Genomic DNA, 14379 nt, shown 5'->3' with positions numbered 1-14379 from the left:
TAACCCATGCAAAACCCCTATATTTCCTTGCTTCGTATTGCTTGGCGGTATGCCCGCCAGCAAAAGGGGCGTTATTTGCTTGTATATGGGCTGTTTGTTTTGGCAAATATCGTGTATGCCCTCAATCCGCTGCTTTATGGGTGGTTTATTGAAGCCATTCAAAAAGAAGGTACAGGCGTGATTAAACACGTGTGGATGTATGCGGGTGGATATTTGTTTTTGATGCTGTTGGAGTGGGCTTTTCACGGCCCTGCTCGCGTGATGGAGCGTGAATTGGCGTTCAACCTCAGCCGCAATTTTTTGGATGAACTCTATCATCAAGCCCTGCATCTGCCGGTACGTTGGCATCAAGACCACCACAGCGGCGCTACCATCAACCGCATCCGAAAGGCTTATGAAGCGTTGAGAGATTTCTTTCAAAACGGTTTCATGTTTTTTCATGCCTTTGCCAAGTTTATTTTTTCGTTTGGCGCCATTCTATATTTTTCTCCTTTTTACGGGGGGATTGGCGTGTTGATTGGCGTATTGACGGTCTGGATTATTTTCAAATTCGACAAACCGTTTATCAAAGCACTCGACGAAACCAACGAGAAAGAACACGTCGTTTCTTCCACGCTTTTTGACAGTCTTTCCAATATCATTACGGTGATTACGCTTCGGCTCGAAAAACGAATGCAAAATAGCTTGATGGGAAAAGTAGCCGAGATTTTTCCGCCTTTTCGTCGTACGGTGGTTATCAATGAGTGGAAATGGTTTGTTGCTAGTGTGCTGATTGGAATTATCTACGTGGTAGTCGCCATTGGCTACGTGTATGAGAATTATGTACCCAATACGGTGTTTTTGGTCGGTGGGTTGGTGACTTTGTTAGGGTATGTCAATCAGTTTACGAGTGTGTTTCAGGATGTGGCTTGGCAGTATACCGAAATCACTCGGTACAATACCGACGTGCAAACGGCCCGTGCCATTGGTGAGTCGTATTCCCAACAGCACCGGGCTGAGTCGGAGGAAATGCTGCCGACTGCTTGGCAAACGATTCAGATTCAACACCTGAACTTTTCGCACCAAGAGCTGTATGATGCCGAGCACAAAGCCCACAGTTTGCACAATCTTTCGTTGAACATTAAGCGCGGACAGAGGGTGGCGTTTATTGGTGAAAGCGGTAGCGGTAAGAGCACATTGTTGGCGCTGTTGCGCGGGTTGTATCAAGCCGAAAGTGGGCTAAAAGTCAACATCGATGGGAAAGAGTTTACGGGGCTGGGAATTATTAACGACACCGTAACGCTCTTTCCGCAAGAACCTGAAATATTTGAAAATACGATTGAATACAACATTACACTTGGGTTGCCATTTGAGGAAACCGACATCATGATGGTTTGTGCCACGGCGCATTTTGCGGAAGTGATTGCGCAATTGCCGAACGGACTGCAATCAAACATTCAGGAAAAAGGGGTGAATTTATCGGGTGGACAAAAACAGCGTCTGGCTTTAGCGCGGGGCGTATTGGCCGCCCGAAGCAGTGACATTGTGCTTTTGGATGAGCCAACGAGCAGCGTTGACCCCAAAACGGAGGTGCAGATTTATGACCGTTTGTTTGAAGAATTTAGCGGTAAGGCGATTGTCTCCACGCTTCACCGCCTACATCTTTTGACCAAATTTGACTACGTCTATATTCTTCAAAACGGACGAATTGCCGACCAAGGAACGTTTGAGTACCTCCGCCAAAACAGCGCTATTTTTCAAGATTTGTGGAAACATCAGGAGAAAATACAGGGGTAAATCGACCGTAAAAATCATAAAAATGCCCCCTAATAATTTCCTCAGGGGGCATTTTAGCAAAAAAACTTCTTAGTTAATCACAACCTTTGCCACAACGGGCTGGTGGTCTGAAGGATAGCGTTGCTCTTTTGCGTCGGTCAGGACGCCGTATTTTAAGACAGATATTTGCTTACTTGCAAAGATGTAGTCAATTCGGTTTTTCATTGGTGCGTCAAACTTGAAGGAGTTAAATGTGCCTTCGGGGCCATAAGGAGCCATGGCTGATACCTTTTTTGCATCGCTGAGCAGCGTTTGCATTTCGATAATTTGCTCGGTTTCGGGGGTGGAATTAAAATCTCCGACGCAAATCGTGGGTGCATCTTTGGCAATTTCTTTGATTTTCTGCACCATCAATTTCCCCGACTGGCGGCGGGCTTCAACGCCTTGGTGGTCGAAGTGAACGCTGAAAAAGTAAAACTCCTTTTTCGTAGTGACATCTTTGAATTTTACCCACGAACAAATACGATTGCAGCAGGTAGCATCCCATCCTTTGGAAGGTTTATCAGGGGTTTGGCTTAACCAGAAATTGCCCGATTGTAATACTTTAAAACGGTCTTTTTTGTAGAAAATGGCCGAATGTTCGCCCGCTTTTTGACCATCATCGCGGCCAGCTCCAAAAAACGTAAATTCTTGCAACTCAGCAATGTCGTCCAACTGCCCGCGCAGGCCTTCCTGCGTGCCAAAAATATCAAATTCGTGGTAGCGAATCAGCGCTTTTACTTCTTCTTTGCGGTTAGGCCAGGCATTGACGCCGTCGTTGGGGGTGTTATACCTTACATTGTACGTGGCCACCACAATCGGGGTGTTTTTTTGTGAATAAACGTTTTGGGCAAATAGTGCAAACAGCACCCCTAAAAACAGACTTTTGTTCATTTGTGAAAGAATAGTGGTTTGAAATTGAGTGGATTACCAACCAGGATTTTGTCCTAAGGCTGGATTTAACAGTCTATCCGCTTCCGGAATGGGATAAAGATAATATTTTTCATTCCATTTTCGAGGAATATTGGTCAGCCAAGTGAGTTCACCAGAGGTGTCGTTTTTCAAGCGCTGAGGGTTGGCAACGCCGTTTATAGTTTCTGCCACATTAATATACGTTACCCCCGCCAATTGAGTGGCAGGTCTTACTTTATAAAAAACGACATCATTTTTTCCGTCTTCGTTCAGATCCAAGGGTTTGTCGAGGGCGGGTACGTAGAAACCGTTCCAGATTTGCTCCATTAATTCACCGCGTTTCCAACGAATAATATCATGGAATCGGAAGCCCTCAAATACCAGCTCAATGCCTCGTTCGCGCCGTACTTCGAGTAGAGTAGCATCCGTAATTTCGGGGAAGTAATGGACTTGAAGATATGGGTCAATGGCGGTTGGTTTGGCGGCAAAACCACCCGTTATGCCTGCTCGTTTGCGTAATGCTCCTACGGTTTTTGCCCAATCGGCATCGGTTAGGGTTTTAAGCTCTGCTTTTGCCTCGGCATAGTTGAGTAGTATTTCGGCGTAGCGCATGAGGCAGATGGAGTTGTCGTTGCGGCTTCCGCCATCAAAATAGGTATCATCCAGCGACCACTTAATGGGCATATACCCTGTGTACGTGTACGAAAAAACGGGCGGGGCAGGCTCCGCAGTTCCGCCGTTGATACGGGTATAATTTCCCACCCGAATGGTTTGTTGCAGGCGTTTATCCCGACCTTTTACCTCTTCCATAAACGGGAGGGCTTCGTGCCCTGCGCGGCTGGTAAAAGGTGTTCCATCTATATTTAGGTAGGTATTTACGAAGGTACGATTCAAACTCACTCGCGCCCCGTAGGTGGCGCTGGTCCACCACCAGTTAGCGTCGTTGAAGATGCTCAGGGCGGGGTCTACGACCGTAGCGAGCATGATTTCGGAGGCAATAGGGGTTTTGCTCGTAAATAATTGGCGGTAGGATTTTTCGGAACCACCCGCTTCGTTGAGGCTGAAACCGCCCTCTTTCATTACTTTATCGGCAGCACCAGCGGCTTCGGTGAGCCATTTTTCGGCGGTATCCATCAGGGTGTACGAAGTTTGGTACTTTCTGAAAGTTCCTTCAAAGAGACACACGCGTGATTTAAAACCATAAACCACGTATTTGGTAATCACGCTGCGGGTGTTGTCGTTGGTAGTGCGGATGTTTTCGCAGGCGTAGTTTAAGTCGGCCAAGACCGAGTCCATAACCATAGTGCGGGGAGCACGGCCACCAAACAAGTCTCCATCCGAAACATCCAAGGGTTTATTAATCCACGGAACATCGCCAAAACGCACCACTTTGTCGAAGTAGAACCACGCTCTGAAAAAACGCGCCATTCCGTTGTAATGTTTACGCACGTCGACGGGGATGGAAGGGTTGGTGTTGTTGGCAATAAAGTAATTAATGTTGCGCAATGCCGTCCACGACCATCCTGTACTTTGGCGGGGGCCATAGGCTCCTTCGCGCAAAAAATCGGGCACTTGGATGCGCACGCTGTAATCGGCCATGGCGTCTCCTTTGTGGATTTCGCTGGCGCTGGGCAAGTTATCGTAAAAAGAAGCTGTGTATAATTCTAGGCCTTTTTCGCTGCTAAAAACGGCATCTTTCGTGGCTGTTGCCTCAGGCACCTGATCCAATTCGCTGCAACCAGTGAGGCAAAACAGTGTCAATAAAAATCCTATTGTATATGTTTTCATTTGTGCAAGGCTGATTTTAGCTTAGAATGTTGCCGATAGGCCGATGGTAATACTTTTCAAAATCGGATAGTTGTATCCGTTGCCGCTGTTTCCATTTGTGACCACGCTGTCGGACTGACCGAGGTTTTCTACGTCCAAATCGCGGGTGAGTTTGTAGAGTGGCGACCATGTTGCGAGATTTTCGCCCGAAACAAAAAGTTTGGTTGTGCTCATTCCCCACTTTTTAATGAGCACGCGGGGTAAATTATAGCCAATCTGAAGATTTTTCATCCGGAGATAGGCCGCATTTTGAAGGTATTTAGTTTGGGCCTGATACAACTCCCCGGCGCTGTTTTGCGTTACGTACCCTCGGTAGCGCGGCAAGTAGGCATTGGGGTTTTCGGGCGACCAAATATTCCCTATATGCCATTCTGGTAGCTTATTGTACGGACGGTTGTATTGTCCCCAAAAGATAGCGGCTTCTGGGCCTGGCCACCAATCCTGTTGTCCAACGCCTTGAAAGAAGGTCGAAAAAAAGAAGTTATTCCAGTTGGCACTGAGGATGATTCCGTAAGTGTAACGAGGTGTTGAATTGCCGATGATACTGCGGTCGCCGGGGCTTGCCACGGTATTATCACCGTTGTCAATCTGGCCATCGCCGTTCAAATCTCTAAATTTTATGTCACCGGGCAGCCATTGTCCCGTGTTAGAGGCTTTAAACAAGGTTTGTTTGGCGGAGTTCTCCACGTCGCCTAGGGAGGTAAAGTACCCGTCGGTGGTATAACCCCAAATTTCACCGATGGTTTGCCCGGCATAATAGTCACTGAGTTTCTTGTTGGGATTGTTAAATTTGTCGATGGTAGAGGTGTAGTCAGCCATCGTAAGGCGCACTTCGTAGTCGAAAGGCTTACCACCTGCTTGGAATTTATCCCGCCACGACAAAACGCCCTCCCAGCCTTTGGTGGTGAGGTCGGCGTAGTTGCCTTTGGGAATATTGGTCCCGAAAACCGCGGGCAGCGTCATTCCTACCGTAAACATATTGGTCGTTTTGCGAATGTACGCATCGGCGTTCAGAATCAGGCGATTGCTAAACATTCCCAAGTCGATTCCCACATCTTGCGTGGTGGAGGTTTCCCAAGTGAGGCCATCGGGAATGACGCTGGGTTGCCCTGTTTTTTGGGGACGGACTCCGTTTAAAATTCGGTTGGATTGCGAAATGGAAAATTGCTCCTGAAACGCATAAGAGCCAATGCTTCCGTTGCCGAGCGAGCCGTAGGAGCCTCTGATTTTAAGGTCGCTGATAAATTTGGGCAAAATCTTCCAAAAAGATTCGTTAGACAAGCGCCAACCCGCTGAAACAGAGGGGAAAAATGCGTACCGCTCATTTGATGGAAATTTGGACGAGCCATCGTAGCGGCCGTTGAGTTCCAACAAGTATTTGTCTTTAAATGAATAATTTAACCGGTAAAAACCACCCACAACCGCCCATTTTTCCCAGCCGCCGCTCGTATTGACCGACTGCCCCAAGGCAAGGTTGATGTCGTTGGCATCTTCGTAAATCAGTCCATTACGTATGGTTTCGAGGCGGCGAAAAGTTGATAATTCGTAGTTATACCCCACCAATGCTTTTAGATAATGATTTTGACTGATTTTAGGCTCGTATTCGGCGTATAGGTTGGTAGCGGTGTAGAGTGTTTCACGGTAAATATTCTGCAAATCGTTGGTGCCTGTGCCTACGTATTCAATCACCCCAGGTTTGCGGCTGTAGGGTACGGGCACTCGGCGGCGGTATTCGTTGTCGTCGGTATTCTGAAAGGTAAAATTTCCTTTTATCCTGAATTGGTCATTGAAAAATTGGCTGGTAAAATCGGTCGTGTTTCTAAACACGCGTTTGTCCATGTCGATGCCGTTTTTGCCGTACCAAAAATCACCTACCGTATACGCCGCCGAATAAGAAAGGGTTCCGTCAGGGTTAAACATTGGTGCCATCATGTGGCCTTCGTCGGCGATGTTGCGCCAGATGCCCCCGCCCTCACCTACGTTGAGCGGATTATGGTATTTCATGGAAGAAAAATCAGCGTTATTGGTCACTTTCAACCACGGAAATGGCTGAATCGACCCTTTGGCCCGTACGCTCATGAGGCGGTAATCGTCGGAATTGTAACGAAACAGGCCGCTTTGCGTATAGTAACGACCCGTTACGTAAAAATCTGCTTTACCACTGCTCCCCGACACCGAAAGGTTGTGCTCGGTGGCGCTGTTATTTTCTTTGTACAACTCCTTGTACCAATCGGTATTTTCGTAGTATACGTACTCGCCGGTGGCGGGGTCGATGTCTGTTTTGGGCAAAGATGGGTCATTGTTCCTGCGTTCAAATTCGGTCAGGTAGGCGGGAGAGAAGCGAAGTGTTTTATTGACATTTTGTGGGGCCTGTGAATAATCATTCCAAGCCGTCCAGCTTTCATTAAACATCCTTGCAAACTCGTAGCCATTGGTCACGAATTTAGGAAGCGTGGTGGGGCTTTTGATGGAGTGGTTGAGCGAATAGCTAATCACGGTCTTATCTTTTTGGGGGCTTTTGGTGGTAATCAGTACCACGCCAAACGCCCCTCGTGCCCCGTAGATAGCTGCCGATGCCGCATCTTTCAGGACCGTTACGCTCGCTACATCGTTGGGATTGAGGCGACTAGGGTCGCCTTCTACGCCGTCAATCAAAATCAGGGCGTTTCCTCCCTGCCCAATGGAAGTAGTGCCGCGAATATTATACAAAGGAGATTGAATGGGTTTTCCGTCGGCCATGCGCAGGTTTAGATTGGGAATTACACCCTGTAAACCTTGGGTCAGGTTGGGCAACGAACGGTTTTCGAGTACTTCGCTCGTCACTTGGTCAACGGCACCGGTGAGGTGTGCTTTCTTTTGGGTTCCGTAGCCTACGACTATGACTTCTGAAAGTAACTTAGAATCAGAATCCATCATAATTTCGAGGGTAGTTCGATTTCCCACCATTATTTCCCGACGAAGGTAGCCCACGTAACTTAATACCAAAACCGTTTGTGGGACAGGAGCGGAAAGGGTGAAGTGGCCGTTGACGTCGGTGGAAGTTCCCTTGACCGTTCCTTTGACCAAAATATTTACGCCGGGCAGTCCTTCGCCGTTTTCTCCTTTGACCGTTCCAGAGATGACGGTCTCTATGGCCGTGCTTTTGGTGCGTTTAGGAAGTTCTAAGGGTGAAACCGTGATTCTTTGCGGTTTTTTGGTGAGTACAATTTGTTTTCGGCTTATAATCTCATAGTTGATTTGAAGAGGCGAAAAAAGTTGGTCAAACACATTTTCCAGCTTTTCGTCTTTCACCGTCAGGTTGACTGCGGGCACTTTTTTAAGTATTTCGGACCGATATGAAAAACGAACTTTTGCCTGTTTTTCGATTTTATTGAGCACTTGGCGCAAGGATTGGTTCTCAACCTTCAACGAGAATCGTTGGTTGAGGACATCCTGGGCTGCGGCTCGTCGGGTGTAGCCAACGCTCATCAACAGCAGCACGAAAACGAGTTGGGCAGTAGTAATTTTCAAGGCTACGTACAACCAATGATTAGTTGGAAAAAAAATTCATATTTTTGTTTGTTTTGTTCGATGTGGAAAACGCGGACACAACAAAAAAGCCCCGATTCAACCGTATTGCAGATGGTTGAGGGCTTACTGCTTTTGGTCGGTGAACTGGTCCTTCACCGGCCATTTTGCTTTTAAAAAGAGGAGTGGATATAAAAATCTATTCAATAAAACGAAACTGAATGCAAGGTTATTGGCATCCGTTGGATTTAATGACAATCTGGGCTTCAATGGTTTCGTACTCGGCACCGATGGTACGGCATAGTAAACGCAGACGCTCATAAAATACTTCGTCAGAAAAACTTATTGTAACAAAGCATTTCTTTAGCACTTCTTCATCGTACACCAATTCTACCCCGTATTGTTGCTCTAAGTCACGCAATACGCTTACTGCCGAACGGTCGGTGTAAACCAATTCTTTCTGGTCGGCGATAATTTTGGTGGGATTTTCTACCAGCGATTTTACCAAAATCTCACCGTTTCTGACAAACGTTGCTTGTTGGTTGGCGGCGAGTAAAACCGTGTTTTTAAGGTCGTTAGATAGGTTTTTTCGCGACGAGACCGCCACCTTGCCTTCCCGGACCGACACGTTTACGTTGGGTTTTCCTACAAAGGCCTGCACGGTAAAACTCGTACCTACTACTTGAGTCACCGTTTCGGCGGCGTATACCAAAAAAGGATGTTCGGGGTCACGTTTTACTTCAAAGTAAGCTTCTCCATCTAGGTATACTTCGCGTAGGTTTTCGAATTTTTTCGCAAAACTCAGACGACTTTTGGGGGCCAACTGTACCGAACTTCCGTCGGGAAGGCGAAGGTGTTGGATCTGATTTTGGGTGTTGATTCGTTCTTCCAGTTGCTTGGTTGCGGTGGCAACGATGGTATCGTACGAAATGGGCTGTTGACGTTGCTGCCACCAAATCCATCCCGCGGCCATGACCAAAATGACGGCTGCTGCGGCAGCCCACCATGCTCTCAATGAACGAACGACTGGTGTGTGGGTTTTCTCCGATGTGTGGGTTTCTATATACTGCCACATCTCGGAAAGTTGGGAATCGGAAGGAAAAAACTGAGGGCTTTCGGCGATGGCTTTAACCAAAGCTTGGGCCCTCAGTATATGGGGTTGTTGGTGTGGATAAGTCTGGCGATAATTTTCCCAAAAAGTATCTGACTCCGGCGTTGGGGCTTGTACCCAATTTCTGAAGTCCGGATGTTCGGCAAAATCACGCGCAGAAAATTCGGAAAGGGGCTTCATAAATAATAAATCGAATGGCGTGTAAACAGTAAACGTTTACCCCTCATGAAGAAAAAGCATGAAACTTTATCGGTAACTCACTTTTTCTGATTTTTTTTTGAAATTATTTAACAGAAAATTGAAAAACGTAATACAGCAGCACATGAAGCAACGAATCGGGGAGGTTTCGGCGCAAACGCTGAATGGCCCGAGTGATTAAATTTCGGGCCGATTGGTCGTTTATTTGCAGTATTTCCGCGATTTGGTCATATTCCAACCCATCATAAAAGCGTAGCTGGAGCGCTTCGTATTCTCGGGCCGAGAGTTGCTCAAGCTGAGATTTTAACCACTTTACATTGGCATCAAACGTCTCTTCCGAAATGGTCATTTCTTCGATAGAAGGCCACAGGTGCGTATCAGGAATCTCATGGTCCTGCAAAGAATTCAAATCGGTACGCCACTCGGTTTGGTAAGAACGGTGAATCTTGCGCCGCAGCGCCCGATACAGATAAAATCGAATCGAAGTGGTGGCACTCAGACGCTCGCGCGTGTCCCAGATTTCCACAAAAAGCTCTTGTACTGCATCTTGAGAGATTTGCGGGTCGTGGGTCAGCTTGTAGGCATAGTTATAAAGTACTTTCACAAACCGTTCGTAGATTTCGGCAAAGGCCTTTTTGTCCCCTCCTCTAAAGCAATCCCAAGCGAAGGCTTCATCAAAACTTGGCAACGATTTTGAAATCATTTCAATCAAAGGATTTATACCGCAAAAGTAATCGAATTGCGTTGATTTAACATTGAGGCAATATTACGTGTAAATTAAGTTTAAAATTACCAAAAAAGTGAGTGGCATTGACCAGTTTGACATTAAAAGATGGTTAGTGTATAGAAATAAATCAGGAAATAACTGAATTATACCTTGCTTAACGGATTGGAAAAAGGAATAATAGACGTTGCTAGACGAGTTATTTATCAGCCGAAACTATGGTGTTTTTTGAAGTGAGCATTGCCTCTATTTTATTCAAACGGTTTTCCAACGCGGTATTTTTTTGATTTAATTCTTTGATAGCCTCCACCAAAACAGGCGTCAGACGGGCATAATCCACCGATTTGTAACCAGACTCATCGGTCAGAACCATTTCAGGGAAAATTTTCTCTATTTCTTGCGCGATGAAGCCGATTTGAGGATTCTGTCCGAAGTGTTTTTCGGGGAACTCATCGCGTTTCCAGTCATAACGCACCCCCTCAATCCGCTGAATGCTTTGCAATGAATTTGTGAGCGCTCGAATGTTGGTCTTATAACGGGCGTCGGAGGGACAGGATACATTGGTGGCAGAAACACAACCCAAAAATGTAGCGTTACCTTCGCCTGTAAGACTCATTGCGTTAGTGTTATTGCCGCTAAAGTAGACATTGAAACGGGCACCTGTTGCCGTGCTTTGAGGAGAGCCGCCGATTGTCCAAAAATTGGGTGTAGAGCTGTTTTTGAAGGTAATTCGTCCAAAATCATCTCCGTTTTCGTATAGAAGAATGTGGCTGTCAGAAGGGTTGCTGTTGTGTTTGATACGAAACATAGCATCCGTAACTGTCACATCATTTATTACAGTACGGGCACTTTGGTACACCGTAAATGCATTGGAGGGCATTCCGTTGTATCCGTTTCCGATTTCGAAGATACGGTTGGCAGCGGCGTGGAAATTAGGGTCTGGGAAATAAAGAAAATCGTTGTTGTAGGCTCCAATGGCGGTGCTGCCGTAAGCTTTGGCTACGGTTCCCTGCCCCAAAGCTGTCGCGGATTTACCGCTTGCCGTTGTCGAGATGCCTGCGGCCGTTGCATAAAAATTGTTGGCAACGGTATAGTAACCCAACGCCGTGGTGTGATAGTGGGAAGCTATGGTTGCTTCGCCCATGGCGGTAGAACCAAAACCACTTGCGTGGGTGTTTAGGCCAGAGGCAAAAGAATAGGCGCCGATGTTGCTCATGTTCCAATCACAACAACCCGAAGCCGTACCAACCCTAAAAGCGCTGAGACTCGGAATCCACATCAGCCGTGTGCCCTGCCCACTATCGGGCAGCATAGGAGCGGGAGGCGGAAGTGAGGGACTTAAAAAGACCCCTCTGGCCAGAATTGCACCACCCCCTTGGGTTGGAAGCGGACTGAAAGTAAGTGATTGGGCAAACACCTGTTGCATGCCCGCTAAGAGCAATAGAAGAAATTGAGTTTTCATAATTTCAGTGTTTTTAGAAATTTTTGTACAGAAAAATATTCAACCAAACACTTGCGAGAAGCATATTCGTAAGAAAATCAACTTGTTTTTTAACTTCCTTTTACCAATTCAACATAAAATTTTACCACATTTTTGAAATCAGTTTCACTGATGCGCTCGTTGGTGCCGTGGGGGCGTTTGAGGTCTTCTTCGTTCATTCGAACGGGCATAAAACGGTAGATATTTGAACACACGTTGCGGTAAAAACGCGCATCTGTAGCACCTACCACCAGATAAGGGGCTACAATCACTTCTGGAAAACAGCTTTTGATGGTTCGGTGCAACGCCCGAAATCCAAGGGTAGCGGTATCAGAAACAGGGGAGGGCTCGGAGTCAAACTGTTTGAGCGTTTCAATGGTAATGCGCTCGTTATCAATGGTTTTTTTGACATAATCGGCTACACCTCTTACAGAATCACCGGGCAGAATTCGGAAGTTGATTTTGGCAATGACCTCCACAGGGAGCACGTTGTCTTTAACGCCTGCGTGGATTACGGTGGGGGCAATACTCGTGCGAACCATGGCGTTGCCAGCGTTGGTTTTAGCGAGAATATTGACAATCACTGGCTTGAGTAGCCAGCGATTTGCCATGGCTATTTTGGTGTCGAAGGGCATTTCGGGGGCGAGGTAATCCTGTAAATAACTGGCTGCGCCTTCCAAACGCGCGGGGAAAGGATTTTTCTGAAGCTTGTCAATCGCTTCGGCCATCATGCCGATGCTGGTTTGGGGCGGTGGCATGGACGAATGGCCTCCGTCACCGACCGAGGTTAATTGAAGGGTCGTGTAGCCTTTTTCGGCGATGCCAATGAGCGCAATAGGAGTGGTGATGCCCGACACCCCATCGGTCTTGATGGTGCCGCCTTCATCCATGACGTACTCCAACTGTACCTTTCTGGTTTCAAGCAACGCCGCAATTTGGCGTGCCCCGTAGCGCCCCGAAACCTCTTCGTCGTGGCCGAAGGCCAGATAAAAAGAGCGCTCAGGTTGGTAGTTTTGCTGCAATAAATATTCGATTGCTTCCAAAACCCCGATAACCGTTACTTTGTCGTCAAGCGTACCGCGACCGTAAATAAAACCATCGGCAATATCTCCCGCAAAAGGTTGGTGTTTCCACATTTTTTCGGTGCCTTGTACTACGGGGACAACATCGTAGTGGCCCATCAGCAGGGCAGGTTTGAGGGTAGGGTTCTTTCCTTTCCACTCAAACAATAAAGCGTAGCCGTTAATCCGTTCGCGTTTGAGACGGGCGTGGGTGAGGGGGTAAGTTTGTTCGAGAAAACCAATGAATTTTTCGAACTGCGTACTGTCCATGAGCGACAAATCTTCGTACGAAACGGTACGGATTTTAACGGCATCGGATAAGTGCGTAAGGGCAGAATCGCTGATGGCTAGGGCGGGTGCGGGTACTATGCCAGCCATTTGTTTGGAAGAAATGCGGAAGGTGTTGAATAACAACACACCAATCAATGAAACAAGGCCAATGGCAATGACTCGGAGTGCGTTTTTCATCAGGAAGGGGAGCGTTCGGTTATATAAAGTGCCTTGCAAAATTAAAAATATACTTGACTTTAGCAAGGGGGGATTTTCTGCATCCGTCTGGCGGTTTAGATACTAGCCGTGTCCGACGTTAGCTGTGTCCGACGGTTCCAAACCGTCAGACACTACTGCCTTCTCGGACTCTATCAGCCTTGGCGCACCAATTCTACAAAATCAAACGCAATGGTGTGCTTTTCGTCGGTTGCATGACTTACCCTACTTACTTCCTGCCACTCTTCTTTATTGGGGATAGTGAAATAGGCATCCCCTTCAAACTCAGCTTTTACTTCCGTCAGATAAATTTTGTCGGCTACGGGCAATGTCATTTTATATACTTCTGCCCCGCCAATGACGAAGGCTTCGTCGGTGCCCGTTTGGCGGGCGGCTTCCACGGCTTCGTTGACTGAATTGACCACAATTACGCCTTCAAATTGCCAATCTTGATTTCGCGTAATGACGATAGATGTCCGGTTGGGTAAGGGCTTTCCGATGGAGTTAAATGTTTTACGCCCCATGATGATTGGGTGGCCTGTGGTGAGGCGTTTGAATTGCTTCAAATCGTCGGGCAAATGCCAGATGAGCTGATTATCACGCCCGATAACGCCATTTTGGGCCGCTGCTACGATAAGAGAAATAAGCATGGAGGAGCAGTTTTTGCCAAAGGTCGTGTTTTTACAACTATATTTCTAAAATGTTGTTCAATACAACTTCAAAATCAATTAATACATCGCCACCGTCTAATGCTTCCGAAAAGGCTTTGGTTTCTACTGGTTGGCTTGGGCGATAAATATAGGTTTGTTGCTCACTCATGGAGATCAACCAACCCAATCGTACGCCGTTAGTAATCCATTTCGTCATTTTTTGTTTCAGATCTTCTACATTGTCCGTATCTGATTCCAGTTCTAACACGAAGTCAGGGGCCATGTGTGGAAATGATTTTTTTTCGGCGGTCGACAATTGTTCCCAGCGTTCTTTCCGAATCCAAGCAACATCGGGAGCACGCATTGATTTATCTGGTAGAAAAAATCCTCCGTTGGAGTCAATTACTTTGCCCGCTTTGGTGCGGCGGTTCCAGATGACAAATTCACCATTTAATTCACTGTTGTTTGAGCTTGTCAGGAGGTGGGTAGGAGACATATTTATAAAAATTTGGCCATTCTCATCCCGTTCAACTTGAAGATCGGGGTTGGATAAACAGAATGTGACCAATTCGTCGTCGGTAAATTGGTCGCGGGCTGGTAGGTTTAACGGAATCACCATGAGTGCACCT

Annotated in this window: 10 protein-coding genes; 1 reads left to right on the top strand and 9 read right to left on the bottom strand. The window is 46.9% G+C overall.

The window, feature by feature from the left end; genetic code table 11:
- Window positions 1-6: 6 nt before the first annotated feature.
- A complete protein-coding gene (locus tag NCI00_RS04930; RefSeq protein ID WP_253525596.1) occupies window positions 7-1776 on the top strand; it encodes an ABC transporter ATP-binding protein in 1770 nt (589 codons plus the stop codon).
- Window positions 1777-1845: 69 nt separating this feature from the next.
- On the opposite strand, the gene NCI00_RS04925 is transcribed toward NCI00_RS04930, so the two are convergent.
- From NCI00_RS04925 to NCI00_RS04885, 9 genes are all read right to left on the bottom strand, one after another.
- Window positions 1846-2688 carry an endonuclease/exonuclease/phosphatase family protein gene (locus NCI00_RS04925; protein ID WP_253525594.1) on the bottom strand — a complete coding sequence of 281 codons (843 nt, stop codon included), beginning with the start codon at window positions 2686-2688 and terminating at the stop codon, window positions 1846-1848.
- Window positions 2689-2721: 33 nt separating this feature from the next.
- Complete coding sequence (locus NCI00_RS04920; RefSeq protein WP_253525591.1) at window positions 2722-4494, bottom strand: RagB/SusD family nutrient uptake outer membrane protein; 1773 nt, start codon at window positions 4492-4494, stop codon at window positions 2722-2724.
- 21 nt (window positions 4495-4515) lie between these two features.
- Window positions 4516-8043, bottom strand: coding sequence for a TonB-dependent receptor (locus NCI00_RS04915; protein ID WP_310586763.1), 3528 nt, complete (start codon window positions 8041-8043; stop codon window positions 4516-4518).
- Window positions 8044-8269: 226 nt separating this feature from the next.
- Window positions 8270-9331, bottom strand: coding sequence for a FecR family protein (locus NCI00_RS04910; protein ID WP_253525587.1), 1062 nt, complete (start codon window positions 9329-9331; stop codon window positions 8270-8272).
- A 103-nt stretch (window positions 9332-9434) separates the two neighbouring features.
- Window positions 9435-10052: an RNA polymerase sigma factor gene (locus NCI00_RS04905; RefSeq protein ID WP_253525584.1), complete on the bottom strand. Its 618-nt coding sequence runs from the start codon at window positions 10050-10052 to the stop codon at window positions 9435-9437.
- A gap of 220 nt (window positions 10053-10272) precedes the next feature.
- The gene (locus NCI00_RS04900) at window positions 10273-11535 is read right to left on the bottom strand and encodes a tail fiber domain-containing protein (RefSeq protein WP_253525581.1); all 1263 of its coding nucleotides are present in this window, start codon (window positions 11533-11535) and stop codon (window positions 10273-10275) included.
- 89 nt (window positions 11536-11624) lie between these two features.
- On the bottom strand, window positions 11625-13082 hold the full coding sequence (locus tag NCI00_RS04895) for a M20 family peptidase (protein ID WP_253525578.1): 1458 nt from the start codon (window positions 13080-13082) through the stop codon (window positions 11625-11627).
- 173 nt (window positions 13083-13255) lie between these two features.
- The gene (locus NCI00_RS04890) at window positions 13256-13750 is read right to left on the bottom strand and encodes a dihydrofolate reductase (RefSeq protein WP_253525576.1); all 495 of its coding nucleotides are present in this window, start codon (window positions 13748-13750) and stop codon (window positions 13256-13258) included.
- A 37-nt stretch (window positions 13751-13787) separates the two neighbouring features.
- On the bottom strand, window positions 13788-14369 hold the full coding sequence (locus tag NCI00_RS04885) for a Uma2 family endonuclease (RefSeq protein WP_253525574.1): 582 nt from the start codon (window positions 14367-14369) through the stop codon (window positions 13788-13790).
- Window positions 14370-14379: the final 10 nt, after the last annotated feature.

Source organism: Runella salmonicolor (genome assembly GCF_024158025.1).
GTDB classification, from domain to species: Bacteria; Bacteroidota; Bacteroidia; order Cytophagales; family Spirosomataceae; genus Runella; species Runella salmonicolor.
This window is presented reverse-complemented; position numbering and strand designations above follow the sequence as displayed.

Coding starts and splice junctions, on each gene's coding strand:
- NCI00_RS04895 (WP_253525578.1), bottom strand. CDS start 13,082: ATGAAAAACGCACTCCGAGTCATTGCCATTGGCCTTGTTTCATTGATT.
- NCI00_RS04920 (WP_253525591.1), bottom strand. CDS start 4,494: ATGAAAACATATACAATAGGATTTTTATTGACACTGTTTTGCCTCACT.
- NCI00_RS04885 (WP_253525574.1), bottom strand. CDS start 14,369: ATGGTGATTCCGTTAAACCTACCAGCCCGCGACCAATTTACCGACGAC.
- NCI00_RS04925 (WP_253525594.1), bottom strand. CDS start 2,688: ATGAACAAAAGTCTGTTTTTAGGGGTGCTGTTTGCACTATTTGCCCAA.
- NCI00_RS04905 (WP_253525584.1), bottom strand. CDS start 10,052: ATGATTTCAAAATCGTTGCCAAGTTTTGATGAAGCCTTCGCTTGGGAT.
- NCI00_RS04930 (WP_253525596.1), top strand. CDS start 7: ATGCAAAACCCCTATATTTCCTTGCTTCGTATTGCTTGGCGGTATGCC.
- NCI00_RS04910 (WP_253525587.1), bottom strand. CDS start 9,331: ATGAAGCCCCTTTCCGAATTTTCTGCGCGTGATTTTGCCGAACATCCG.
- NCI00_RS04890 (WP_253525576.1), bottom strand. CDS start 13,750: ATGCTTATTTCTCTTATCGTAGCAGCGGCCCAAAATGGCGTTATCGGG.
- NCI00_RS04900 (WP_253525581.1), bottom strand. CDS start 11,535: ATGAAAACTCAATTTCTTCTATTGCTCTTAGCGGGCATGCAACAGGTG.